General features: G+C 69.2%; 22 protein-coding genes, 2 tRNA genes, 1 other RNA gene and 1 pseudogene. 15 read left to right on the top strand and 11 right to left on the bottom strand.

Going from position 1 to position 25319, the window contains the following annotated elements; genetic code table 11:
- Nucleotides 1–113: 113 nt before the first annotated feature.
- Nucleotides 114–186: transfer RNA gene (locus tag G447_RS0105455), tRNA-Arg, on the bottom strand.
- A 184-nt stretch (nucleotides 187–370) separates the two neighbouring features.
- Here G447_RS0105455 and G447_RS0105450 point away from each other — a divergent pair.
- A complete protein-coding gene (locus G447_RS0105450) occupies nucleotides 371–937 on the top strand; it encodes a YbaK/EbsC family protein (protein ID WP_026430335.1) in 567 nt (188 codons plus the stop codon).
- A 209-nt stretch (nucleotides 938–1146) separates the two neighbouring features.
- Here G447_RS0105450 and ffs read toward each other — a convergent pair.
- The 3 genes from ffs to G447_RS0105440 all read right to left on the bottom strand — a co-directional run bounded on the left by ffs (nucleotide 1147) and on the right by G447_RS0105440 (nucleotide 2235).
- Nucleotides 1147–1242, bottom strand: an RNA gene (gene ffs, locus G447_RS12005) — signal recognition particle sRNA small type.
- 372 nt (nucleotides 1243–1614) lie between these two features.
- A tRNA-Ser gene (locus G447_RS0105445) sits at nucleotides 1615–1699 on the bottom strand.
- 110 nt (nucleotides 1700–1809) lie between these two features.
- The gene (locus G447_RS0105440) at nucleotides 1810–2235 is read right to left on the bottom strand and encodes a hypothetical protein (protein ID WP_005872628.1); all 426 of its coding nucleotides are present in this window, start codon (nucleotides 2233–2235) and stop codon (nucleotides 1810–1812) included.
- Between the two features lie 160 nt (nucleotides 2236–2395).
- On the opposite strand from G447_RS0105440, the gene G447_RS0105435 reads away from it, so the two are divergent.
- On the top strand, nucleotides 2396–3757 hold the full coding sequence (locus G447_RS0105435) for a uracil-xanthine permease family protein (RefSeq protein WP_026430334.1): 1362 nt from the start codon (nucleotides 2396–2398) through the stop codon (nucleotides 3755–3757).
- Nucleotides 3758–3848: 91 nt separating this feature from the next.
- Here the strand turns inward: G447_RS0105435 and G447_RS12260 are convergent, their stop codons facing one another.
- Nucleotides 3849–4049: a hypothetical protein gene (locus G447_RS12260; RefSeq protein WP_131295693.1), complete on the bottom strand. Its 201-nt coding sequence runs from the start codon at nucleotides 4047–4049 to the stop codon at nucleotides 3849–3851.
- A gap of 1196 nt (nucleotides 4050–5245) precedes the next feature.
- Between G447_RS12260 and G447_RS0105430 the strand changes: the two genes are divergently transcribed.
- The 13 genes from G447_RS0105430 (at nucleotide 5246) to G447_RS0105370 (ending at nucleotide 18566) form a co-directional block, all read left to right on the top strand.
- Entirely contained in the window at nucleotides 5246–5695 is a 450-nt protein-coding gene (locus tag G447_RS0105430) for a MarR family winged helix-turn-helix transcriptional regulator (RefSeq protein WP_026430333.1), read from the top strand.
- Entirely contained in the window at nucleotides 5692–6522 is an 831-nt protein-coding gene (locus G447_RS0105425) for an ABC transporter ATP-binding protein (protein ID WP_005872647.1), read from the top strand. Before G447_RS0105430 ends, G447_RS0105425 begins: the two co-directional genes overlap by 4 nt.
- Nucleotides 6519–7187 (top strand): ABC transporter permease, encoded by a 669-nt coding sequence (locus tag G447_RS0105420; RefSeq protein WP_026430332.1) that lies wholly within the window; start codon nucleotides 6519–6521, stop codon nucleotides 7185–7187. The genes G447_RS0105425 and G447_RS0105420 overlap by 4 nt, the downstream gene beginning before the upstream one ends.
- Nucleotides 7184–7885 carry an ABC transporter permease gene (locus tag G447_RS0105415; protein WP_026430331.1) on the top strand — a complete coding sequence of 234 codons (702 nt, stop codon included), beginning with the start codon at nucleotides 7184–7186 and terminating at the stop codon, nucleotides 7883–7885. Before G447_RS0105420 ends, G447_RS0105415 begins: the two co-directional genes overlap by 4 nt.
- On the top strand, nucleotides 7882–8781 hold the full coding sequence (locus tag G447_RS0105410) for an ABC transporter substrate-binding protein (RefSeq protein WP_026430330.1): 900 nt from the start codon (nucleotides 7882–7884) through the stop codon (nucleotides 8779–8781). Before G447_RS0105415 ends, G447_RS0105410 begins: the two co-directional genes overlap by 4 nt.
- A gap of 196 nt (nucleotides 8782–8977) precedes the next feature.
- A complete protein-coding gene (locus tag G447_RS0105405) occupies nucleotides 8978–10576 on the top strand; it encodes a peptide ABC transporter substrate-binding protein (RefSeq protein ID WP_026430329.1) in 1599 nt (532 codons plus the stop codon).
- 294 nt (nucleotides 10577–10870) lie between these two features.
- On the top strand, nucleotides 10871–11797 hold the full coding sequence (locus G447_RS0105400; protein ID WP_005872680.1) for an ABC transporter permease: 927 nt from the start codon (nucleotides 10871–10873) through the stop codon (nucleotides 11795–11797).
- Nucleotides 11790–12758, top strand: coding sequence for an ABC transporter permease (locus G447_RS0105395; protein ID WP_026430328.1), 969 nt, complete (start codon nucleotides 11790–11792; stop codon nucleotides 12756–12758). The genes G447_RS0105400 and G447_RS0105395 overlap by 8 nt, the downstream gene beginning before the upstream one ends.
- Nucleotides 12759–12799: 41 nt before the next feature.
- On the top strand, nucleotides 12800–14689 hold the full coding sequence (locus G447_RS0105390) for a dipeptide ABC transporter ATP-binding protein (protein ID WP_051226258.1): 1890 nt from the start codon (nucleotides 12800–12802) through the stop codon (nucleotides 14687–14689).
- Nucleotides 14690–14875: 186 nt separating this feature from the next.
- Nucleotides 14876–15769, top strand: coding sequence for an ABC transporter ATP-binding protein (locus G447_RS0105385; protein WP_026430326.1), 894 nt, complete (start codon nucleotides 14876–14878; stop codon nucleotides 15767–15769).
- 25 nt (nucleotides 15770–15794) lie between these two features.
- Complete coding sequence (locus G447_RS0105380) at nucleotides 15795–16574, top strand: ABC transporter permease (RefSeq protein WP_005872665.1); 780 nt, start codon at nucleotides 15795–15797, stop codon at nucleotides 16572–16574.
- A gap of 112 nt (nucleotides 16575–16686) precedes the next feature.
- Nucleotides 16687–17928, top strand: a complete 1242-nt coding sequence (locus G447_RS0105375) for a histidine kinase (RefSeq protein WP_026430325.1) — start codon at nucleotides 16687–16689, stop codon at nucleotides 17926–17928.
- Nucleotides 17925–18566 carry a response regulator transcription factor gene (locus tag G447_RS0105370; protein ID WP_026430324.1) on the top strand — a complete coding sequence of 214 codons (642 nt, stop codon included), beginning with the start codon at nucleotides 17925–17927 and terminating at the stop codon, nucleotides 18564–18566. The genes G447_RS0105375 and G447_RS0105370 overlap by 4 nt, the downstream gene beginning before the upstream one ends.
- A 209-nt stretch (nucleotides 18567–18775) precedes the next feature.
- On the opposite strand, the gene G447_RS0105365 is transcribed toward G447_RS0105370, so the two are convergent.
- The 6 genes and pseudogenes from G447_RS0105365 to G447_RS12470 form a co-directional block, all read right to left on the bottom strand.
- Entirely contained in the window at nucleotides 18776–19513 is a 738-nt protein-coding gene (locus G447_RS0105365; protein ID WP_026430323.1) for a VanZ family protein, read from the bottom strand.
- A 292-nt stretch (nucleotides 19514–19805) separates the two neighbouring features.
- Nucleotides 19806–20525 carry an HNH endonuclease family protein gene (locus tag G447_RS0105360; RefSeq protein WP_026430322.1) on the bottom strand — a complete coding sequence of 240 codons (720 nt, stop codon included), beginning with the start codon at nucleotides 20523–20525 and terminating at the stop codon, nucleotides 19806–19808.
- 171 nt (nucleotides 20526–20696) lie between these two features.
- On the bottom strand, nucleotides 20697–22256 hold the full coding sequence (locus tag G447_RS0105355) for an amino acid permease (RefSeq protein WP_341532731.1): 1560 nt from the start codon (nucleotides 22254–22256) through the stop codon (nucleotides 20697–20699).
- 193 nt (nucleotides 22257–22449) lie between these two features.
- Nucleotides 22450–23151: a trimeric intracellular cation channel family protein gene (locus G447_RS0105350; RefSeq protein WP_005872672.1), complete on the bottom strand. Its 702-nt coding sequence runs from the start codon at nucleotides 23149–23151 to the stop codon at nucleotides 22450–22452.
- 348 nt (nucleotides 23152–23499) lie between these two features.
- Nucleotides 23500–24642: a VIT1/CCC1 transporter family protein gene (locus G447_RS0105345; RefSeq protein WP_026430320.1), complete on the bottom strand. Its 1143-nt coding sequence runs from the start codon at nucleotides 24640–24642 to the stop codon at nucleotides 23500–23502.
- A gap of 113 nt (nucleotides 24643–24755) precedes the next feature.
- Nucleotides 24756–25022 (bottom strand): annotated as a pseudogene (locus G447_RS12470) (YtxH domain-containing protein); the annotation flags it as partial.
- Nucleotides 25023–25319 lie beyond the last annotated feature (297 nt).

The raw sequence follows: 25319 nt of genomic DNA, 5'->3' as shown, positions 1-25319 counted from the left end.
GGGCCGCGCGCCTCAACTGTGAGATTCTTCAGCTATGCGCCCGGCTATGCCGGGACCATTCGCGTAAGATAAGCAGAACCCCCGCCGGTGGATCGCACCGAGGGGGGCCGCTGCGCGCTCGAAGGGACTCGAACCCCCAACCTTCTGATCCGTAGTCAGATGCTCTATCCATTGAGCTACGAGCGCTTCGCCGTTTGGCTGGGTACAAGGTTACACGGAAGGCCCGGGAAAGCCAAAACGAGAGCCTGGGCTATGAGTCACACGCGCACCAGCCACAGAACCGCGGAGCTCCCCGCCGGGCGGGCCGTCGCATTGGCCCGCGATGCGGCCGCCCTCCCGGAGTGGTGCCGCGAGGGCGTAGCGTAGCGCCATGACGGATCACACTGACATCCCCGGCATCGGGACCCTGCGCCCCGTGCCCGCCCTCGACCACCTCGACCTGGTCGGCCAGCCCGTGGCGCGCGCGCTCGCCGCGCTGGCCGACCAGGACCCAGCCCTCGCCTCGTCGGCGCTCGTCGCGCCGATCGACCCGGATCTGGCCGACACCGAGACGATGACGCGGGCCTTCGGAATGGACTTAGCGCTGTCCTCCAACTGCATCCTGGTCGCGGGCAAGCGCGCGGGCGAGGAACGGGTGGCCGCGTGCGTCGTGCGAGCCACGACCAGCGCCGACGTCAACCACGTCGTCAAGAAGCTCCTCGACGTGCGCAAGGCGAGTTTTTGGCCCCAGGACCGCGCCGTCGAGGCCTCCGGCATGGAGTACGGGGGCATCACGCCTGTGGGCGTCCCCCCTCAGTGGCGCCTCCTCATCGACTCGAGCTGCGCCAGCGGATGGAGCTGCATCGGATCGGGCCTGCGCGCCTCGAAGCTCTTCGTGCCGGGGGAGCTGCTGGCCGCACTGCCCGCAGCGGAGGTCATCGACGGCTTGGGCGCCTGAGCGCGCCGCGCGCGCGAGCACTGCGGACCGGGACCGTCAAGGGGACGGGCCTTGGCCCGTGGCACTCGGCAGCACAAACGCTGGAAACTGCGCCACTGGCGGACCCTCGCGGGGGGGGGCGCGGGCGACGGAAGGACGCGCGACGAGGCGGGGATCTCGGGAAGCACTCCGAAGGGCACGGGCAGCGGAGTGGAGTGCCCGTCCGGGAATACGAGGATCCTCCGCGCACCCGGCAGCGCACCCTTATCCTTGCTGCATTCCTGCCCTGGGGAGGTTCGGATGATACCGTCACGCGGAGGACCGGGCTCCAGTGTACACGCTCCCCGGAGCGCGCGCTCCACCCCGGGGGACAGCGGCGGCCCCACGGAACGCGGTCCCTCACGACGACGGGCAGGCGCAGGGCGCGCGGGGAAACGGCGGCGGCCCACGGAACGCGGTCCCCAAGCACCATGCACACCCCACCCCCGGACCACCCGGGACCACCAACAAGGTAACGGGAACGGCTCCCGCCTCGACGGCGCTCCACGTGCGCCGTCGAGGCGCGCCCACAAAAGAAAACCCCGGGGCTCCAACGAGTCCCGGGCTGCCGCCCACAGAGCGCCCGATGTTGACACAGGGTGTTGACGCAAGAAAGCCCCGGAACCGCAACGATAAGCAGTTCCGGGGCTAAACACCTGCGGAGGATGGGGGATTCGAACCCCCGAGGGCTTGCACCCAACACGCTTTCCAAGCGTGCGCCATAGGCCACTAGGCGAATCCTCCGTGCACATCGTGCCGGACAATGATAAACGGAAACGGCCGTCGAAAGCGAATCCGCGCAGGAGCACGGCCGGTGGCATCAGTCACGGGGGGCAGCGCCCTCACCATTGCCCTCACCATTCGAACACGATCGCGTACATGACGACCCACCAGGCCAGCGCACCCCCCGATAGGACGAGCGCCGCTGCGGACTCGTGGCGGCCCACCTGCCCCGGCAAACTGTGGGAACGGTTCAGGCCGATAATTCCGAGCACCAAGGGGACCGGGCAGAAAAACCCCAGCAGCGGCATCGCCAGGACCGACAGCCACAGGGCAACAGTCGCCACCGGGTTCGCGATCGGCTTGGGCGCGGTGTAGCCGCCCATCGCGAAGACCGCCGCAGCGTCGATCCGCTCCGTCCCGGGGAACACCTCCCCCAGGGCGGCGGGCCCGCCCCCGGGCGCCCCGGTGTACGACCCGTAGGGGTCCGAGGCGGCCCCCGCCCCATGAGAACCGGGGTAGTCGGGGGGCGCGGCGATGGGGGCGTTCGGAGTGCTCACTCCTCAAGGGTCCCACAGCTCGGCCCGGATCACGAGGGTTCCAGGGAAACCCGTCACATAATCCCCAGATGTGACGTGCGCCCCCTTGGGGCGAAGTATCCTGGTGTTCCGACCGGCTGACCGGCCACACGCCCATCACCTGATCGGAGACAGCTCACTCATGAGCGCACAAAAGTCCAGCATTTTCACATGGCGGACCCACGGGGACGGCACTTCCATCCAACCGGGCGATGTCGTCCTGCCCGGCGAGCGCCTCTCATGGCCCCGAACGATCGGCATCGGCGCCCAGCACGTCATCGCGATGTTCGGCGCGACGTTCCTGGTCCCCCTGCTCACCGGCTTCCCCCCGTCGACGACCCTGTTCTTCACGGCCGCGGGGACTCTGCTCTTCTTCCTCATCACTGCGGGGCGCCTGCCCTCGTACCTGGGCTCCTCATTCGCCCTCATCTCGCCGATCCTGGCGGTCTCGCAGACCCACGGCGCCGACTACGCCCTCGGCGGCATCATCGCCACCGGCGCGACGCTGGCCCTGGTGGGCGCGGTCGTCCACTTCGCCGGAGTGCGGTGGATCGACGCGATCATGCCGCCCGTGGTCACGGGGGCGATCGTGGCGCTCATCGGTTTGAACCTGGCGCCCGCCGCATGGAACTGGGTGAAGGAGGGGCCCGTCACGGCAGTCGTGACGATCGTGGCGGTCTGCCTGGTGACGGTGCTGTTCAAGGGCATTATCGGGCGCCTGTCGATCCTCATCGGCGTGCTCGTCGGCTACGCGGCGGCCGTCGTCCAAGGCGAGGTCGACTTCACCGCCGTCGGTTCCGCCGGGTGGATCGGGCTGCCGCAGTTCCACGCCCCCGCTTTCGCGGTCTCGACGCTGGGCCTGTTCGTCCCCGTGGTCTTCGTACTGGTCGCCGAGAACGTCGGCCACGTGAAGTCGGTGTCCGCCATGACGGGCGAGAACCTGGACGGTCTGACGGGCCGCGCCCTGGTCGCCGACGGCGTTTCGACGATGCTCGCTGGGGCCGGAGGCGGCTCGGGCACGACGACCTACGCGGAGAACATCGGGGTCATGGCCGCCACTCGCGTGTACTCGACCGCGGCTTACGTGATCGCCGCGCTCTTCGCCTTCGCACTGTCCCTCATGCCGAAGTTCGGCGCCCTGATCGCCACCATCCCCCACGGGGTGCTCGGCGGCGCGGGCACAGTGCTCTACGGGATGATCGGGATGCTGGGCGTGCGCATCTGGGTGCAGAACCGCGTGGACTTCTCCAACCCCGTCAACCTCAACACCGCGGCTGTGTCACTCATCGTCGCGATCGCCGATTTCACGTGGACCGTGTCTGGCATGACCTTCGGCGGGATCGCCCTGGGGTCGGCCGCCGCGATCCTCGTCTACCACACCATGCGCACCGTCTCGAAGCTGCGCGGAACGAACCTGGAGGCCGCGACCCCGGCCTCGGCCCCCTCCGGCTCCGAGTTGGAGGGCGAGGCCTACGCGAAGAGGCACCGCGCCACCTCGGACTGATCCCTTTCCGACGAGGCGGGGGCCGGTCCGGTGGAACCACTGCGGGACCGCCGGTCCCGGCCCCGCCGCGCGTCCGAAGGTGGTGGTGCCCTCAGGCCAATGCGCCCAGGGCGAGGATGACCACCGCGATCAGGGGCAGGACGCCCTGCTTAGCTGCGGCGGAGTGCTTGGCGGGCGAGGTGGCGAAGAGGAGGAGGAGCGGCAGCCATACGACTCGGCGTTTTCGGCGGAGTTCCGTATTGGAGAATCTGACGACAAGGCGCCCGGGTGGGTCGTTTTGCAAGCGCTGCACCGCATCGGGGCAGGAAACGGTGCATTGGGGTAGGCAATGGGAGCAGCTTCTCCGCAGCCGGGCACTGCTGGAGTGGGCGGGGCTCCGCATTGGGGTAGGTTACGGTGCATTGGGGCAGGTTATTAACCTGCCCCAATGGGGGTTGTCCTGCCCCAGTAGGTGGTTTCGTGCCCCGATGCTGTTCGTTGGGTTCGGGAGGGTTCCGTGGTGGGGGTGGCGGCTGGTCGGCTCGCTAATTTGGGTATGGTTTCGGCTTGGTCGCTGGGAATGGGGCCGCTTGTGGCGGCTGTGGGCACGCCGTTGGTGGACTCAGTCAACTCTCTGCCCCGCCCGGCGCGCCCAGGGAGGGGACTGAGGCGGCGCTGGTCTGCGCCTCGGGCGCCGGAGGGCGCAGTGCTTGTCCGTCAGGATCGGTGTTCCGCAGTGGGAACACTTTGCCGGCGAGCGTTTGAGTCCGGGTGTTGCGCGCCGTGGGCTGTTTTCACAGCGGTACCGACACGACGGGTCCCGTTTTCACAGCGATGCCTCCGCTTTCACAGGGATACCACGCTTTGCAAGCGTTATAACACTTGCAAAGTGACGGTATCCCTTTGAGAACTCCACTTCGCTTGCAAAACAACCCCTGCGCCCGCCCCAGGGGCGGGGCTCCCCTCCGAGAACACAACATCGTTCGCAATGAGACGCCCAACAGCCCCACGGGCGCGGAGAGGCGTGGATGTCCACTAGCCTCCGTTCAGGTGCGCCCAACAGCCCCGCGGGCAGGGAGAAGCGTCCCGCGTAGTGGCCCAGCGCTCAACGAAAGGCGCCCACCACAGCGGCCCAACTGCTTGACGGTCGGCCCTGCTGGTGGATACGGGTGCGACTGCCGTATTTTCCCATCCGGGGACGAGTCCGCATCAGGACAGGGCGGACACAGACCCACATCAGGACAGGCAACGGGTCGCTGGGGCAGACAACCGCCCATGAGCCCACACCACCCACACCACTTCCTCAGTGGCCACCTGGGCCAGGCCCCCAACACCACCTCCACACCCATCCACACGCCCACAAGCCCCACACCCACAAACCCCACACCCACAAACCCCACACCCACAAACCCCCAGATTCAGTGACATCCGCCACTCTATGCAGTCTATTCTGCGTCACGCATCACAATAACATTACATGTCATTAGTTTCCATGGCAGGGTATTTCCCATGTCCGAGCCGGAAGAACTCGACGCCTCTGTGATGGCCTCGCTCGTGATCGCGCAGATCGCGGCGTGGAACGCCATGGAGCGCGCCCTTTCGACCTCGAGGGTCCCCCTCAGCTACGGGCGCTACCTGGTGCTCCTCACGATCACCGGCGCCCTGGGGCGCGCCCGCATCCACGACGTCGCCACCAGTCAGCGCATCACGGTCGGAGCCGCCTCGCGCCTCGTCGACCGCCTGTGCGCGGACGGCCTCGTCCAGCGCCACCCCTCGCCCACCGACCGCCGCGTCGCCCTGCTCTCCGTCACCGACGAGGGGGCGCGCAGACTCAGGGACGCCCAGGGTGTCGTCAAGGCCGAGACGCGGCGCGTCTTCTCGCCCCTGGATCCCGACCAGCGCGCCTCGCTGTCGGCGATGCTCACGAAAGTCACACTCACCGCGGAGGCCACCCGATGATCCGATTCGACGCAGTCTCGAAGACCTACCCCGGGGGCACCACTGCCGTCGAGGACTTCTCCCTGCAGATCCCCGAGCACACGACCACCGTTTTCCTGGGCACCTCGGGCTGCGGGAAGACGACCCTCATGCGGATGGTGAACGCAATGGTGGCCCCCACCTCGGGCCGCGTGCTCGTGCGCGGCCAGGACGTGGCGGAGCAGGACCCCGTGGCATTGCGCCGCTCCATCGGCTACGTCCTGCAGGAGGGCGGCCTCTTCCCCCACCGCACCATCGCCGACAACATCGCCACCGTCCCCCTTCTGGAGGGGGTGCCCCGCCGCCAGGCCCGGGCGCGGGCGCTGGAGCTCATGGACCTGGTCGGCCTGGACCGCGACATGGCGGGGCGCTACCCCGCCCAGCTCTCGGGCGGCCAACGCCAGCGCGTGGGAGTCGCCCGCGCACTGGCGAACGAGGCGGACATCCTGCTCATGGACGAGCCCTTCGGCGCCCTGGACCCCCTGGTGCGCGCCGACCTGCAGGCCGAGCTCATCCGCATCCGCGAACAACTGGGCACGACCATCCTCTTCGTCACCCACGACATCGACGAAGCGTTCCTGCTGGGCGACCAGATCGCAGTGCTGCGCACCGGAGGCCGCGCCGCCCAGGTCGGCACCGCCCAGGAACTGCTCTCCCACCCCGCTGACGACTTCGTCGCGGACTTCGTCGGCGCCTCGCGCGCCGCCCGGCCGGTCCGCATCGACCACCGGCGCGGGGACCTGGTGGTCGACGAGGCGGGGACCCCCGTGGGCACCCTGTGCGAACCCGACCGGGGGGCGCGCCCATGACATGGCTGATGTCGAACTGGAGCCTGGTCGGCGAGCTCGCACTCACGCACCTGGCCATCGCGGTGCCCGCCATCGCGTGCTCGGTCCTGATCGCGGTCCCCATCGGGTGGTTCGCAGCGCGCTCCAAGCGGGTCGGCCCGGCCCTGCTGGCGGTCCTGTCGGCGATGTACGCCGTGCCCTCCCTGCCGCTCCTGGTGATCGTCCCCGTCGTGGTGGGCATCTCCTACCGATCACCCGTCAACATGGTGCTCATCCTCACCCTGTACGGCGTGGCCGTGCTGGTGCGCCAGAGCGCGGAGGGGTTCTCCGCCATCGAGCGCGCCACACTGCGCAGCGCCACCGCCTGCGGTTTCGGCACGGCGCGCCGGTTCTGGCAAGTGGAACTCCCCCTGGCCGCCCCCGTCATCGTGGCGGGAACCCGAGTGGTCGTGACATCGACCGTCTCACTGGTGACGATCGGGGCCTTCGTGGGCGTGCGCTCTCTGGGGACCCTGTTCACCGACGGCTTCCAGCGGGGCCTGGCCGCCGAGGTCCTCACGGGCCTGGCCGCCACCATCGCCCTGGCACTCGGAGTCGACGCCCTGGTCGCCTGGATCGGCAGGGCCGCGACGCCGTGGGCCCGCATAGGCGCCGACGCGGACGACGAACAGGGGGCCCGGGCATGAGCATCCTCATCGAGGCCCTGCGGTGGCTCGCCGATCCGGCGCACTGGGGCGGGGAGACGGGCATCGCATGGCGTACCGCGCAGCACCTGGGGATCACCGCGCTCGTCGTCGCCCTGGCCGTGGCGGTGGCCGTTCCCGTGGGCACGTGGATCGGGCACACCGGCCGGGGGCGGTGGCTCGTGTCCGCCACCGGCGCAGCCCGCGCCGTGCCGACGCTCGGGGTCCTCACCCTGGCCGGCCTCGCCCTGGGAATCGGTTTGGCGGCGCCCGCGGTGGCGCTGCTGGTGCTGGCGCTGCCGCCAATGCTGGCGGGCACGTACTCCGGCATCGCCTCGACCGACCGCACCACTGTGGACGCCGCGCGAGCGATCGGGCTCACCGAGTGGCAGGTGGTCACCCAGGTGGAGATCCCCCATGCGATGGCGATCATCATGGCCGGCGTGCGCGGCGCCGTCCTGCAAGTGATCGCGACGGCGACCCTGGCCGCCTACACCGCCGACTACGGGCTGGGGCGCTTCCTCTACTCGGGCCTGAAGACCCGTGACTACGCCCAGATGATCGGCGGCTCACTGGTGGTCGTCGTGCTGGCGCTCGTCGTGGACGCCGCCCTGGGCGCCCTCCAGCGCCGCATCGACTCGCGCGACACGGCCGCCCCCGAACCCGCACCGACCCCACACCCCACCAAGGAGACACCATGAGAAAGAAACACGCCGCCCTGGCCATCGCCGCCGCGGGCGCCCTGGCACTGTCGGCCTGCGGATCGGCCTCATCGCTGGAGGGCTCCGCGTCCTCGGGGGAGGCGCTGACCATCGGCTCGCAGGACTACTACTCGAACGAGATCATCGCCGAGGCCTACGCCCAGGCCCTGGAGGGCGCCGGTTTCACTGTGAACAGGCAGTTGCGCATCGGGCAGCGCGAAGTCTCCATGCCCGAGGTCGCCAAGGGCGCGATCGACGTGTTCCCCGAGTACACGGGGAACCTGTTGCAGTACCTCAAGGCCGACGCCACCGAGACCACTTCCAAGGACGTGTACCACGCGCTCGCCGAGGCCCTGCCCGAGGGCCTGCGCGCCCTGGACCAGGCGGGCGCCACCGACCAGGACTCCTACGTGGTCTCGGAGGAGTTCGCCCAACTCCACTCCCTCACCTCCATCGGGGATCTGGCGGGAGTGGGCACCGTCGTGCTGGGCGGGAACTCGGAGCTCGAGACGCGCCCCTACGGGCCCGAGGGCCTCGCCTCCGTCTACGGCGTCACGGCCACGTTCACGCCCATCGAGGACTCGGGCGGGCGCCTGGCGGCCAAGGCGCTGCGGGACGGCACCGTGCAGGTGGCGGACATCTACTCGTCGAACCCGGTCCTGGCCGAGGGCGGGTTGAGGGCGCTGGAGGATCCCCAGGGGCTCCTCCTGGCCTCGCACGTGGTGCCCATCGTGTCGTCGAAGGTGGACGAACGGGCGGCGGCGGTCATCAACTCCGTGAGCGCGGCGCTCACGCCCGAGGCGCTCGTCGAGATGAACCGCCAGTCCACTGCGGAGCAGAAGTCCGCCGCCGACATCGCCCGCGCGTGGTTGTCCGCCCAGGGGCTCGCTGGCTGAAGCGCCCCTCACCGCTCGGGCCCGCACCAACACATGTGTTCTATTACATAATTTTACTTAGATTTTACAATTGTGACCGAAATGTAATGCACACATGATGGACACCCATCGTTTCGACCACGCCGGTGGCGATACCCTCATCACGTCACTGGCGGTCTCACGTCAGATCGTCCCATCTACATAGGAGGGCATCTCCATGAACCTCAAGAATGCCTGGCTGGCGGTCCCCGCAGCCGCGGCGCTCGCACTGACCGCATGCAGCGGCGGCGGCTCCAACACAACGGGCGGCTCCAGTGACGGGATCATCACCGTCAACGGCTCCGAGCCCCAGAACACCCTGCTGCCCGGCATGACCAGCGAGAACGGCGGCGGGCGCATCCTCGCCGCCCTCTTCTCCGGGCTGGTCCGCTACGACAACAACGGCAAGACCGTGCTCGACGTGGCCGAGTCCATCGAGCCCAACGAGGACAACACCGTGTGGACCGTCAAGCTCCACAACGACCGCAAGTTCTCCGACGGCACCCCCGTCAAGGCGTCCAACTTCGTCGAGGCGTGGAAGCTCATCACCTCCAAGAACCAGGTCCAGGCCGCGTTCTTCGACTTCTTCCAGGGAACCGGCGAGGACGGCAGCGGCGACATCACCGGCCTGGACGTGACCGACGACTACTCCTTCACCGCCACCCTCAAGCAGCCCACCGCGGACTTCCGCGACCGCCTCGGCTACACGGCCTACTCCCCCCTGCCCGACTCGACCCTGGCCGACCCCGACAACGGCGGCGAGCACCCGGTCGGCAACGGCCCCTACAAGGTCGATGGCGACAACGCCTGGGAGCACAACGTCCAGATCAAGATGGTCCCGAACGATAAATACGTGGGCGACACCCCCGCGAAGAACAACGGGCTCACCATGGTGTTCTACAACTCCCTGGACGCCGCCTACCAGGACCTGCTCTCCAACAACCTCGACGTCCTCGACGCCGTGCCCAACGCCGCTTTCAGCACCTACGAGTCGGAGCTGAAGGGCCGCTCGGTCAACCAGGCATACGCCGGCGTGCAGTACTTCACGATCCCGCAGTGGCTGCCCCACTTCTCGGGTGAGGAGGGCCGCCTGCGCCGCCAGGCCATCTCCCTGGCGGTCGATCGCGACTCCATCACGAAGACCATCTTCAACGGCGCCCGCACGCCCGCGACGGACTTCACCTCCACCACGCTGCCGACCTACTCCGACAAGCTGAGCGGCAACGACGTCCTCGCCTACAACCCCACGAAGGCCAAGGAGCTGTGGGCCCAGGCCGACGCCATCGCCGCGTGGGACGGCACCTTCAAGATCTCCTACAACTCCGACGGCGGCCACAAGGAATGGGTCGACGCCACCGTGAACTCCATCAAGAACGCGCTGGGGATCAGCGCCGAGGGCAACCCGTACCCCGACTTCAAGTCCCTGCTGGCGGCCGAGGACGACCAGTCCATCACCGGCGCCTTCCGCGCCGGGTGGATGGCCGACTACCCCAACGCCTACAACTTCCTGCAGCCCCAGTTCCAGACGAAGGCCGCCTCCAACAAGGGCGACTACTCGAACACCGAGTTCGACTCCCTCATGACCCAGGCCTCCTCGGCCGCCACGTCCGAGGACGCCACCAAGTTCCTCCAGCAGGCGCAGGAGATCCTGCTCACCGACATGCCCTCCGTGCCCCTGTGGTACTCCAACGTGAACGGCGGCTGGTCGGCGAACGTCGATAACGTCGCCTTCGACTGGCACGGGCAGGCCGTCTACCAGGACATCACCAAGAAGTGACCACTTCGACGTGACGCGGTAACGGATCCGACGATCCACCGCAGGGGGCGTGGCGAGCGGTTACCCCGCTCGCCACGCCCCCTGTTTCCACCGCAAGAACCCCTCTGCCGTGCCAGGCGCCCACGACCACCGCCCCCGGGCCGCAGCCGAGCGGCCCGGGAGAGGATCTCGCGATATCCCGTTTGCGCCCCCTTTACCCTATGATGAAAGCAAAGGCCCCCTTTTGACCAGGGGCCGGGCCCCGGGCCGCGCCCCGAGGGCCGCACGACCGATTAGAACTTCAAAGGAATGTCCATGCTCCGATACATCGGACGGAGGCTCCTGCAGACCATCCCGGTCTTCTTCGGCGCCACCTTTCTGATCTTCGCGATGGTCTACCTGATGCCAGGTGACCCAGTCGCCGCCCTCGGCGGCGACCGCGGCCTCTCCGAGGCCGCCGCCGCCCAGATCCGCGCCCAGTACAACCTGGACAAGCCCTTCTGGATGCAGTACCTGCTCTACCTCAAGGGAGTCTTCACCCTCGACTTCGGAAAGGCGTTCAACGGACAGCAAGTCATCGACGTCATCGCCGGGGCCTTCCCCGTCACGATCCGATTGGCGCTGTACGCCATGGCCATCGAGACGGTCCTGGGCATCACCCTGGGCGTCATCGCCGGCGTCAAGAGGGGCGGCTGGTTCGACTCGACGGTCCTCGTCCTGTCCCTGGCCCTCATCTCCGTTCCCACGTTCGTCCTCGGCTTCGTCCTCCAGTTCTTCCTGGGCGTCAAACTCGGCTGGCTGCCCACGACCGCCTCGAACGCCGTGACCCTCGAGTCCCTGACGATGCCCGCGATGGTGCTCGGCGGTGTGTCCCTGGCCTACGTCATCCGCCTCACGCGCCAATCGGTCTCGCAGAACGTCTCCGCCGACTACGTGCGCACCGCCCGGGCCAAGGGCCTGCCCGGCGGAGTCGTCATGACCCGGCACATCCTGCGCAACTCCCTCATCCCCGTCGCCACCTTCCTCGGCGGCGACCTCGGCGCCCTCATGGGCGGCGCGATCATCACCGAGGGCATCTTCAACATCCACGGCGTCGGCGGAACCCTGTGGAACGCCATCATCAAGGGCGAGCCCCAGACGGTCGTGTCCGTCACCACGGTCCTGGTGCTGGTCTACATCGTCGCCAACCTGCTCGTCGACCTGCTCTACGCCGTACTCGACCCGAGGATCCGTTATGAGTGACATGATTCCCTCTGCGAACATCACGCGCACCCGCGCCAACCAGGAGCACTACGTCTCCGACATCGACGAGACCGGCCTGGGCGCAGTCGACGCCGTTCCCGACGACGGCGCCCCCTCCTCGATGTGGGGCGAGGCGTGGAAGCGCCTGCGCAGGCGGCCCATCTTCTGGTTCGCCGCCATCATCATCGTGGCCACCATCCTCATCTCGCTCTTCCCCGGGCTGTTCACCGGCCAGGACCCCGCGTACTGCGTCCTCGAACGCCACAACGGCGCCGCCACCAGCGGCCACCCCTTCGGTTTCGACAAGCAGGGCTGCGACATCTACGCCCGTGTCATCTACGGGGCGCGCGCCTCGGTGTCCGTCGGCATCCTCACCACGATCGCCGTCGTCATCATCGGGGGCACGATTGGCGCGCTGGCCGGCTACTTCGGCGGGTGGCTCGACGCGCTGCTCTCGCGCATCACCGACGTGTTCTTCGCCGTCCCGTTGCTGCTGGCCGCCATCGTCTTCATGCAGATGTTCAAGGAGTCCCGCTCCATCATGATGGTCGTCACCGTGCTGGCGGCCTTCGGATGGACGCAGATCGCCCGCATCACCAGGGGCGCCGTCATGACCGCGAAGAACGAGGAGTTCGTCACCGCGGCCAGGGCGACCGGCGCCTCCCGCGGGCGCATCCTCGTCTCCCACATCATCCCGAACTCGATGGCGCCCATCATCGTCTACGCCACAGTCGCACTGGGCACCTTCATCGTGTCCGAGGCGTCCCTGTCCTTCATGGGCATCGGCCTTCCGTCCTCCGTGATCTCCTGGGGCGCCGACATCTCGGCCGCCCAGGGGTCCCTGCGCGACGCGCCGATGAACCTCTTCTACCCGGGCATGGCGCTGGCGCTGACCGTCCTCAGCTTCATCATGATGGGCGACGCCGTGCGCGAAGCCCTCGACCCGAAGGCACGTAAGTGAGCGACAACACGAACAACACCCAGCCACTCACCGACGAGCAGATGGAGGCCGCCGTCGAGCGCGCCGTCCAAGCGCGCCCCGCCGACGAGGCGGGGGCAGCAACCGCTCCGTCGGACATCCACCCCGACGACGCGAACCCACTGCTGAAGATCACCGACCTCGAAGTGGCCTTCACGTCCTCGACGGGCGTCGTCCCCGCCGTGCGCGGCGCCAACCTGACGATCTACCCCGGCCAGACCGTCGCGATCGTCGGCGAGTCCGGCTCCGGCAAGTCCACGACGGCCGCAGCCGTCATCGGCCTGCTCCCGGGCACCGGGAAGGTCACGGGCGGCACCATCGAGTTCGACGGGCAGGACATCACGCACCTGAGCACCAAGGAATGGGTGAGGCTGCGCGGCTCCGGCATCGGCCTGGTCCCCCAGGACCCCATGACCAACCTCAACCCCGTCCTGCGCATCGGCACCCAGGTGAAAGAGGCCCTCAAAGCCAACAACGTGGTGCCGAACTCCGAGATCGGCGCGCGCGTCGCCGCGCTGCTGGAGGAGGCGGGCCTGCCCGACGCGGAGCGCCGCGCCAAGCAGTACCCGCACGAGTTCTCCGGCGGCATGCGCCAACGCGCCCTCATCGCCATCGGCATGGCCGCCCACCCGAAGCTGCTCATCGCCGACGAGCCCACCAGCGCCCTCGACGTCACCGTCCAGCGCCGGATCCTCGACCACCTCGGCAAACTCACCGCCGAGATGGGCACCGCGGTCCTCTTCATCACCCACGACCTCGGCCTGGCCGCTGAGCGCGCCGAGCAACTGGTCGTCATGCACCGCGGGCGCATCGTCGAGTCCGGCCCCGCCCTGGAGATCCTCCAGCACCCCCAGCACCCCTACACCAAGCGCCTCGTCTCCGCGGCCCCGTCGCTGGCCTCGGCCCGCATCGAGTCCGCCCACAAGCGCGGCGTCCAGGTCACGGAGGAGGAGCTCACCGGCGCGGGCATGGGATCGACCTCCACGGAGGAGATCATCCGCGTCGAACACCTGTCCAAGGAGTTCGACATCCGCGGCGCCAAGGGCGAGGCGAAGATCCTCAAGGCCGTCGATGACGTCTCCTTCACCCTGCGGCGCGGCACCACCCTGGCCGTCGTCGGCGAATCCGGCTCCGGCAAGTCCACCGCTGCGAACATGGTGCTCCAACTGCTCACCCCCACCTCGGGGAAGATCTTCTTCGACGGTCAGGACACCGCGAACATGAGCGAAGGCGAGCTCTTCCGCCTGCGCCGCCGCCTCCAGGCGGTGTTCCAGAACCCCTACGGGTCGCTGGACCCCATGTTCTCCATCTACCGCCTCATCGAGGAGCCCCTGAAGATCCACGGCTACGGCACACCCGCCTACGCCAAACAGGAGTACGACCGCGCCCAGGCGACCGGGCGCGAGCCCGAGGAGTGGATCTCCAAGCTCATGGACGCCTCCTCCGGCGGGACGATGTCCAGCGCGGCCAAGCAGGAGCTCAACCCCAAGAGGCTGCGTATCGCGCGCGTCTCGGAGCTTCTCGAGATGGTGGCGCTGCCCCGTTCGGCGATGCGCCGCTACCCCAACGAGCTGTCGGGCGGGCAGCGCCAGCGCGTCGCCGTCGCGCGCGCCCTGGCGCTCAACCCCGAGGTCATCGTCCTCGACGAGGCGGTGTCCGCCCTGGACGTGCTCGTGCAGAACCAGATCCTGTACCTGCTCAACGACCTGCAGGCGCAGCTGGGCCTGTCCTACCTGTTCATCACCCACGACCTGGCGGTCGTCCGCCAGATCGCCGACGACGTGATCGTCATGGAGAAGGGCAAGCTGGTCGAGGCCAACACGACGGACGAGCTCTTCCACAACCCGGTCGAGGACTACACGCGCGAGCTCATCGAAGCAGTGCCCGGCCGCAACATCCAGCTCAACCTGTAACGGCGCCGCGCCCCGGGCACTCCCGGGGCGCCCGGCTCCAAGCAACGCCCCCGGGCCCGGACGCACCTCCGGGCCCGGGGGCGTTCCTCGCCCGCACCCACCCACTGTGGCACATGACACCTGTCATGGAACGTACCGCGCTGAAACACACTTGCCCCCCACCCCCTCCCTGCGCACACTGATGCTATGAGAACAAGCACAGCAATCAACGCCCGGGGTCTCACGCGGCGCTTCGGGAGCGTCACAGCCGTCGATGACATTTCCCTCACGGTCCCCGTCGGCCAGATCGTCGCCCTCCTGGGCGCCAACGGCGCCGGGAAGACCACCCTCATCGACATGCTCCTCGGCATGACACCCCCCACCAAGGGAAACTCGACCCTCTTCGACCTGACCGCCCGCGACGCCATGCGCCGCTCCCTGATCGGCGTCGTCCACCAGAGCGGCGCACTCCCCATGGACTACACCGTGAAGGAGGCTGTGGGCCTCTTCGCGCGCACCCACCCCCACCACCTGCCCGTCGACCAGATCCTCAACGAGACCAAACTCAGTGCCCTCGCCCCCCGCCCCATCCGCAAACTCTCCGGGGGCGAGTGCCAGCGGGTGCGCCTCGCGCTCGCACTGCTTCCCGACCCCTACCTGCTGGTCCTCGACGAGCCCACCGCCGGGATGGACGCCACCGCCCGCCGCGAGTTCTGGGAGCTCATGCGCGCCCAGGCCGCCGAAGGGCGCACGATCCTCTTCGCCACCCACTACCTCGCCGAGGCGCAGGACTTCGCCCAGCGCACCATCATCCTCAAAGCGGGCCGCATCGTCGCCGATGCCCCCACCGACGAGCTGCGCCAGCGCGGGCGCACCACCCACATGTCCATCGCCGTCCCCGAGGATTCCGGCCCCGGCCTCGTCGAGGAACTCCGCAACGCCAACCCCCAGTGGCAGGCCTCCTACGAGGCCGGGCACGTCCACGCCACCGGGAAGGACATGGACGACGCAGCCCGCATCGCGCTGGCCCACCCCGGGGCGCACGACATCTCAGTGACGGCCTCCACCCTGGAGGACGTCTTCACCGAACTCACCGCCTGAGCCCCACAAGTCGAAAGAAACGGCAATGACCACGATCACCATCTCCCGAGAACCCGCATCCGGCTGGAACGGAGCGGCACTGCTGGGCTGGTACGCCTTCTGGAAGAACCTCACCAACCCCTTCTCCATCGGTTTCGCCATCCTGCTGCCCATCGGCATGTACTTCATGTTCGGCACCGGCCAGTCCTACTCCGGCGAATGGACGGTCAACGGGAACGTCGCGGCCACCGTCCTCGTGTCGATGACCCTCTACGGCGTCTTCCTGACAGTCGCGTCCCTGGCCACCAACACCGCCCTGGAGAGGACATCGGGCATCTCCCGCCTCTACGCGACCACTCCGCTGAGCCCCCTCGCCAACACCTGCGCGCGCATCTGCGCCTCCATGGGCATCGCCCTGGTCGTCACGGCCATCACCTACGGCGTCGGCGCGGCGACGGGGTCCAAGATGTACGCCTCGGCGTGGATCCAAACCCCCCTGCTGATCCTGGCGTCCTCCATCCTGGCCTCCGCGCAGGGCCTGGCGATGGCCTTCGCGGTGCGCTCCGACGGCGCGTTCGCCGCGTCCAGCGCGGTCACCGTCTTCAGCGGGTTCCTGTCCGGCATGTTCATCCCCATCGACCAGATGGGCTCCTTCTTCCAGACCATCGCCCCCTACGCGCCCATGTACGGCATCGCGAACCTCACGCTACTGCCCGTCTACGGGTGGGAGACCTTCAAATGGTCCTACGTGGCGAACCTGGTCGTGTGGATCCTGTTCTTCGTGGTCCTGGCCGCATGGGCGCAGCGCCGCGACACCGCGCGATAAGGCCGCCGGCGCCGGTGGGCCGCCCCGCCCGGAGCCCCCGGCGCCGCGCAGTGCCCCCTGCCAACCCCCTCCCACACCCGTGGCCGAACCCCGGCCGTGGAACAATGCCACCATGACGACCACCAGCACCCCCCGCGCCGCAGTGCGCCCGATCAACGCCCGCGCGCTCCGCGACTTCATGGCGCGCCACCCCACCGTCCACTCGCTCGCGTGGGCGCTGCCCTTCCTCGTCTTCCTCGCCTTCCCCATCGGCTCCGCCCTCGACGAGGGGCTGGACACCCTGCGGGGCGCCGGCATGCTCGCCACCTCCGTCCTCATAGGCTGCGCCTACCTGGCCACGTGGATCGTCAACCCCGTCCCCCGCCAGAGCGAGCGCCTGACGACCAGGTTCACCGTCACCCACTGCGTCCTGCTGGGCGCGGAACTGGCGGCCTTCGCATTCAACCACGTCATGGGTCTGCCCGGGACATTCCCCATGCTGTCGTACCAGGCCAGCGCGTGGGTCCTGCAATCGCCCCGCCGCATCTACCCGTCGGGGACCGCCGCATTGGTGGCACTGGCGTGCGCCCAGGCGTCCGCCGACGGCTACCCCTTCTACTACGGCCTCTACGTGCTCTTCCCCGTCATCGTGACCACCATGGCGCGCCACGCCATCGACAGGGACAACGAGGAGCGCCTCGTCCACCAGCAGGCCCTCCTGGTGGCCAAGGACCGCGAGCGCCTGCGCCTGTCCGGGGACCTCCACGACATCCTCGGCCACTCGTTGACCGCGATCCACATAAAAGCGCAACTGGCAGCCCGCTTCCTGGACGCGGGGCGCGCCGAGGAGGCCGCCGCGCAGGTGGACGACCTGATCGACATGTCCCAGTCCGCCCTCTCCGACGTGCGCGCGATCGTCGCCGAGAACCGCCGCCTGTCGCCCCGCGAGGAGCTGGAGTCCGCACGCAGCCTGCTGGAGGTCGCCCGCATCGACGTGATCATCACCAACACCGGGGAGCCCCCCGCGGGCATCCGCTCCTCCCTGGCGGGGCACGTGATCCGCGAGGGCGTCACGAATGCCATCGCGCACGCCCACCCCACGCGCGTGTGGATCGCCCTGTCCCCCACCGGGGTCTCCGTCGCGAACGACGGGTACTCCGCCTCGTTCTCCCGGTCCTCCTCCGGTTCGGGCACGGGGCTCGAGGGGCTGCGGGAACGCGCCGCGACGGAGGGGACCGTCACGTGGGGGCCGACCGGGTCCACCTGGTGCGTGGCCCTCGCCTTCCACGGGGCCGAGGCCGACAAGCCCCCAGCTGCCCATGAGAGTTTTGCTATCGTTGACGCACCGCAGCCGACCGTGAAGGGCAACCTATGAGTATCCGCGTCCTTGTAGCCGACGACCAGGCCATGATCTGCGGCGCCCTGGCCTCGTTGCTCGACTTGGAACCGGACATCACGGTCGTCGCCCAGGCGTCGAATGGGCGCGAGGCCGTCGAGGCGCTCGCCCCGGCAGCGCAGAGCACGGACAAGGGCGGCGGTGAGGACCGCGTCGATGTGGCGATCCTCGACATCGAGATGCCCATCATGGACGGGATCACCGCCACCGAGACGATTCGCCGCCGTTTCCCGGCGACGCGCGTGCTCATGGTGACCACTTTCGGCCGGCCCGGCTACCTGCAGCGGGCGCTCGACGCGGGCGCCACCGGTTTCATGGTCAAGGACGCGCCCGTGGACCAGCTGGCGGACGCCGTGCGCCGCGTGGCCCAGGGGCTGCGGGTCGTGGATCCGACGCTCGCCGTGGAGACCCTGTCACGCGGGACGTCCCCACTGACCGAACGCGAGTCCGATGTGCTGCGCGCGGTGTCCACCGGCGGCACCATCGCCGACATCGCCCGGGAGATGCGACTGTCCCAGGGGACCGTTCGCAACCACGTGTCCTCCGCAATGCTCAAGACCGAGGCGCGCACCCGCGCGGAGGCGGTGCGCATCGCCACCGAGTCCGGCTGGCTCTGACGCCGACGCGCGTTGTCGACACCAGCGCGCGTTGTCGACATCGACGCGCGTTATATCCCCCTCGTCGTGTCGACAACCCCCTCGCGGCGTCGACAACCCCCTCACAGTGTCGACACCCCCAGGGACAGGGAGCACTCCACGATCTCCACTGTCGACAACGCGCACCCACAACCCCATTGGAGCCACACCCTCTCCTTTGGAGCCACACCCTAGCCGCGCATGAACCACGACCTGCGCACGAGGCGGGGCAAGAGCCACGCGCCCAGGTAAGTGCCGAGCGTATTCGTGATGACGTCGTCGATGTCGACGACGCGGTACGTGCACGGCACGACGCCGAACAGGCCCGTCCACTGAGCGAACTCAATGAGGCACGACAGCGCGCAACCGAGCCCGGCCCACACCCAAAGGCGCCGCGCGCCGGACGCGCCATGGGCCCCGTCACCTGGGCGACTCGCCTCTCCCAGCGCACCCAAGGGCATGAAGAGGAGAACGTTGAGCCCTATGGACAGGCCGTAGAGCACGGCGCGCAGGGTCTGGCCGTCCTGGAACTGCTGGGCCACGGCCGCCAACGACCCGAAGGGGACGTAGTTGTCCCAGTGGATGATGGACGCGCACGCCCGCGCGGGATCGCGGGGCAGGGGCAGGAGCGTGAAGATCAACAGCCCCGGCACGTACAGCGCCCACAGCAGCGGCAACAGCCGCCGCCCCCTCCACGTCCACGGGGCCGGGGCAGCACCGCCCCCGGCACTACGGACGGAGCGGAAAGGTTGGGCGGGGTGGACGGGCTGTGAGGATTGGGCGGATCGGACAGGCTGGGCGGATCGGACAGGTCGGGCGGACTGGGTGAGGGGCGCGCGGGCCCCCCACAACCACCACGCGCCGACGACCACCACCGCCACCGCGCCGAAGAGCAGGCAGTCCTGCGCCCAGTGGATGGCTGTATTCACGTGTCCTCCTCCAAACCGTTCCCATTCGAGACTAGCCCCGATGACCTGGCGGAGGCGCCCGGGCGTTGGGAACACCACGAAGACGGCGCGGCTGCGCCCACCCTGTGGCGCCACCCGGGACGGCCCCAGCCGCCCACGCCGTTGATCGGGCCCTCTAACGGATACGTGGATGGCGCCACCCGGGACGGCCCCAGCCGCCCACGCCGAGCCGGGCGGCGCGTTCCACGAGGCTGCCGCACTGCCCCAGGAAGGACCGGGGCGGCCGAGCAGCCGCCACCGGCACGCGTCGGACCTAGGAGCACCCCCCGAGCACGGCCGCCATCGCATCCCGCTCCGCCTGTGTCACCGACAGGCCGTAAGCGGTCTTCACATTGATCTGGCGCTGCACGTACTCGCAGCGGAACGCCTTGTTCGGCGGCAACCACTGGTCAGCCGACGCGGCGGACTTGCGCTCATTGGCCGCGCCATCGACCGCCAACAGGTTGTCCATGTCGTTGGCGAACTCCTGGCGCTCACCGCCGTCCCACTGCCATGCGCCCGAGCGCCACGCGTCGGCGAGCGCCACCACGTGGTCGATCTGGACCAGTTGCGACGTGTCCTGGCCGCGTTCGAACTCCACCGTGGCGCCCGTGTAGGGCTCGGCCAGGGTGCCGGAGAGGACGACGCAGTCGTGCGTGCCCGGTTTGAAGACCGGACGCGCCAAGTCCCTCGCCAGCACGTCGTTGCGGGTATCGCAGCCGTTGTGGTCCGTGTCCGCCCACCGCTGCCCGAACTCATCGCGGGAGTACTCGGGCACCGACGCCTCGTCGGAGGGGCCGCGCACGGGGAGCGCCCTCAGCCGCTGGAACCAGGCGCCGTCCGACTGAGCGGCGCCGCCGCCCGACTGGCCGCCGAGGTCGAACAGGTCCCACCCCACGCCCGGGGAGAACGCCCACACGAGCACGCCGACCACCACGGCCAGCGCCGCCCAGTCCCCCGCCCGCGCGCGCCTGCGTCTGCGCCGCCTCGCCATCTCGTCCTCCTCCTCGCACTGTGCGCCCCGATGCGGGCGCGCTTCCATCATGCTCCAGGGCGCACTCGTCTGCGTCCCCCACGGAGGGGCTGTGGATCCCCCGCGCCCCATCGGCCGCAGCTGGGGACGAGCGGCCAGTGGAGCCCGCCTGTGGATCCCGGTGCGCCGGGCTCAGCGCCTGGTGGACCAGAGCTGGCGGACGAAGTACACGACGACGATGATCAGCGTCAGCCCGCCCATCGCGACCAACTGCTGGCGCCCAGTCTCGCTCCACGCCATCAGGCCCGCGACGAAGGCCAGGCCGGCCAGCACCACCCATCCCAGCCACGGCCACCCGGGCATGCGGATGGTGATTCGGCCCGCGGCGTCCAAGGATCGGTGCAGGCGCATCTGCGCGACCAGGATGAAGGTCCACACGATCAGCAGCACCATTCCGACCGCGTTGATGAGCAGTGACAGAGCCGTTTCGGGCAGATACCAGTTCAGCGCCACGGAGATCAGCGACAGCGCGATAATGAGTCCGACGGCGCGTCGGGGCGTGCGCCCTTGAGCGATGTCCCCGTGGTCCTCGTCGGCCAGGACCTCCTCGATCCCGGCCAGCCCCGCCTCCTCGGGGCCCTGAGGGGCGCCCGCGGCCTCCTCCCCGTCAGGGGCGGCGCCTCCCGGCCCGGCAGGGCCGTCCGCGCGGGTGGCCCCCGCCTCGTCCGCGGTCCCCTGCCCGTCCCTGGTGGAAGCTCCGGGAACCGCTGCGGAGCGCGCCTCGTCGGCCGCGATGATCGCCGAGGCGGAGACCCGAGGGGCGCCGAGGAGCCAGCGCCAGCCCATCCCCCTGGCGGACAGGGAGTAGGCCATGCGGCTCGAGGCGTACACATTCGCCGAATAGGCGGAGATGAGCGCCATGAAGATGATGACCTCCATGACGGTGCCGACGTAGGGGACGCCGGCCATCGACAGGATCGCGGCGAACGCCCCCGTCCGCATCTCCTGGCCGTCCCACGGCAGCAGGGCGATCATGAGGATCACGGATCCGACGTAGAACACCAGGATCCGCATGATGACGGAGCGGATGGCGCTGGACATCGCGGCCTGGGCGTCGTCGGCCTCAGCGGCGGCGATCGTGATGATCTCGATACCGCCGAACGACGTGATCACGGCCAGCAGCCCGACGGCGATGCCGCCCATGTGCTTGGGGGCGAAGCCCCCGTGCCCGAAGACGGTGGTCCAGATGGGCTCGTGCCCGGGCAGCGGGCCGAGGACGAGGGAACGGCCCACCAGCACGACGCCGACGACCAGGAAGGCGACGATGGCGACGACCTTCACCATGGACAGCCATGCCTCGACCTCCCCGTAGCGCCCAGCGGCCATGAGGTTGACGGCGCCCAGGACGACGACGACCGCCAGGGCGACCAGCCACCGGGGGGCGGAGGGGAACCAGCGGACGAAGATCTCCGCGGCCCCGCTGATCTCGATGCCGGTGACCATGATGAGCATGATCCAGTAGAGCCACCCGATGGTGAAGCCCGCCCACCGGCCGATCCCGGCCTCGGCGTAGGTGGAGAAGGAACCGGTCGAGGGCAGGGCGGAAGCGAGCTCGGCCAGGGCGAACATGACGGAGACGACGATGAGGGCCGCGAGCGCGTAGGACACGAGCACCGCGGGCCCGGCCTCGGCGATGGCCTGCCCGGTCCCCAGGAAGAAGCCGGCGCCGATGGCCAGGCCGAGCGCCATCATCGACAGGTGGCGCGTCTTGAAGCGGCTGCCGCTGGGGGCGGCCGGAGCGGGGGCCGCGCCTCGTTGGTCGGGAGTGGTCGTCACTGTGCGCCTTTCGTCCGGCCCGCGGGCCGCTTGTCCAACACCCATTAGGGTAACGAGGCGGGGGCGGGCCCGCGCGCACCGCCCATTCCGCGGTTCGAGCGGCCGCGCCCTACCTCACTCTGCGGCGTGTCATTGCCTTGAGCTGGGAGTAGGTGAGGGTGAGCGTCCACTCCCCCGTCTGCGGCAACTGCCAGCGCTTCCAATGCGCCAGGCCCGTGAACGCCAAGCCGATCAGGATCGAGCACCCCATCCCGATGGTGGGATGGCCGAGGTACCAGAAAACCACTGTGGCGCCCGCGGAAGCGAATGCGGGCGTCGCGTAGAGGTTGTTGCCCCCGAAGACCCGGGGCACCAGGCCGGCGGAGATATCACGGACCATCCCCCCGCCGACCGCGGTAATGATGCCGAGCAGGATCGCGGGGGTGACGCCGAACCCGTTGTCGAGGGTCTTGATGGCCCCGGTGGCCGCCCAGCATCCCAGCACCATCCCGTCGGCGACGACCAGCAGAAGCCGCCACGGCCTCGAGTCCATCTTCCACATCATGGCGACCGCTGCGCCGACGAGGGCGACACCGAGGTAGTACGGGTCCGTGATCGCCACCGGTGGGCCGGCTTCGGCGCCGAGCAGGACATCGCGGATCATCCCGCCGGCCAGCGCGGTCATGATCGCGAGGATCGCGAACCCCACCGCGTCGAAGTTCCGTTCCCTGGCCACTTTCCCCCCGAGGATCCCATTGAGCAGGACCCCCATGAGGTCGATGGCGCGGAAGACCTCGGGGAGGGAGGCGTTGAGGGCGTCGAGCACGTGCACAGGTCAGGGTCCTCGGGATAGATAGGATCGCGGAGTACGGTCATGCTATCGCCAGCGCGCTTCTTCTTTCCACCACAAGAAGCCCGCCTCGCGACAAGTAACTGGCCCGCAATTCCCATCAACATCGCATTCAGCAGCGGACTGGGCGATCGGGCCGGACTCGGGTCGCTGCTCTGCTCTCCATTTGAACAATCCACGGACCACCACTGTCGCCCCCGTCCAGAACACAAGCAATCATCATGTCAGAACTGAATAACACCTTTGACGTATTGTCGACGCAGTAGTACGGGGTCTCTCTGTCGTTACGTAGAACTTCACACTCCACAATAGGGGCAATCCCCTCGCCCCTCATCCCGCCGTCGTGCCGAAAGCGAGGCCGAGCAGGTAGGTGACGGCGGCGGCCCCGTAACCGATGGCGAGTTGGCGGAGCGCCCTGGGAGCCGGGGCCTGCCCCGACAGCACTCCGACGACGCCGCCGGTCCCCAGCAGCGCGCACCCGACGACCGCGGCGGCGCACACGATCGCGGTGACGCCGCTGAGCCCCGCGATGTAGGGGATCAACGGGATGAGGGCGCCGACGGAGAAGAACACGAAGGATGACAGGGCCGCCTTCGCGGGCGTGCCGATCTGCTCCCCGGCCCCGGCCTCGGCCTGCGACCCGGCGAATACCGCGCGCACCGCGATGGACCCGGACTCGCCCGTGGCGGGGGCGGAGATCCTCGCGAAGACCTGCGCGGCGTGGGCGTCGGCCTCTTCGGGACTTTCGCCCCGGGCGCGGAACACGAGGGCGAGCTCGTTGGCATCGACGTCCAAGTCGGACACGGCCCGGTTGGCACCTGGGTCGGGGATCGAAGCGTCCAGGAGCTCGCGCTGGCTCATGACGGACACCCACTCCCCGGCAGCCATCGACAGCGCGCCGGCGAGCAGGCCCGCGACACCGGTCGTCAGCACCAGTCCGGGCGCCATTCCGGTCGCCGCCACGCCGAGCACGAGTGCGAGGTTGGACACCAGCCCGTCATTGGCGCCGAAGACCGCAGCACGGAAGGTGCCCGCGAGGGTCTCGCGGGACCTGGCGGCCAGGGAGCGGATGACCTCGGCGTGGATGTGCTCGTCGGCCTGCATGTGGGCGGGCACGTCGTCGGCGTCGCGGAAGGAACGTTGCTCGGCCCGCTGGGCCATCGCCAAGATGAAGATCGTGCCGAAGAGGTGGGCCAGAACGGCTGCCGCACGCGTGCGCAGGGGCGGCTTGGGGGCGGGCAGAGCGCGCTCGCCCAGGCGCGCGAGCCAGTACTCCTCGTGGCGCCGCTCAGCGTCCTCCAGCGCGAGGAGGACGGCGCGCTCCTCGCCCGTGCGCCTCTCAGAGAGGTCGCGGTAGGTGCGCGCCTCCATGCGCTCCTCGGCCAAGTGTTTGCGCCAGCGGCGGATCTGGGCGCGCGAGGGGACCGCCGCCCCGTCCTGGGACGGCCCGGGCGGCGGCTGGGACGACGCCATCAGCGGGAGCGGGGGACGGAGGAGGCGGGCGCCCCGGCTCCCGGGACCGCCCCCCCGTTGACCTGCGCGCCGTGCGAGGCGGGGGCAGTACCGCTCTGCGGCGCGGGGGCAGCGGCGTCGCCCGCGCCATCCGCCGAGGCGGGCGCGCCGAAGAGGCGCTCCTTGACGGCGTCAGCGACCTTGTCAGTGACGTGCTCGCCGCCCGCGCGAACGATATCGGAGACCCTTTGCCCGGCAGCGTCCAGCGGACGGGCGACCACGGGTGCGCGGCGCAGCCGGGACGCCGTCGCACGTATCTGCTCGTAGCGCTCGCGCCCGGCCCGTGCGCCCAGGACGTACCCGACGCCGAATCCGAGCACGATCCCAATCTTCATTCCCATACGTTTCCCTCACGTGCGAGTTGTTCTGCTGGGTTCAAGGGTAAAGGGGCGCGGAGCGGACGGCGATCTTTTCGGGTGTGCGAATGCGCCCAGTTGAGCACGCGGCCCGTGGCGCGACATCCTGGGGACCAGCCCGCGCCTCGGCGCCCCCAGGGACCGGCCTGTGCCTCGGCGCCCTCTCCGTCACAAACGCGCGAGGAGCGGGCACCCCCCTTTATTTCGGAGCGCCGGACGGATAGCGTTGGAGGCGTGAGTGACGTGACAATCGAAACCCCTCGCGGCGTAGTGCTATCGGGG

It is taken from the genome of Schaalia georgiae DSM 6843, from assembly GCF_000429245.1.
In the GTDB taxonomy this organism is placed as follows: domain Bacteria; phylum Actinomycetota; class Actinomycetes; order Actinomycetales; family Actinomycetaceae; genus Pauljensenia; species Pauljensenia georgiae.
The sequence above is the reverse complement of the archived record's forward strand: the minus strand, read 5'-3'. Positions and strand labels throughout refer to the sequence as shown.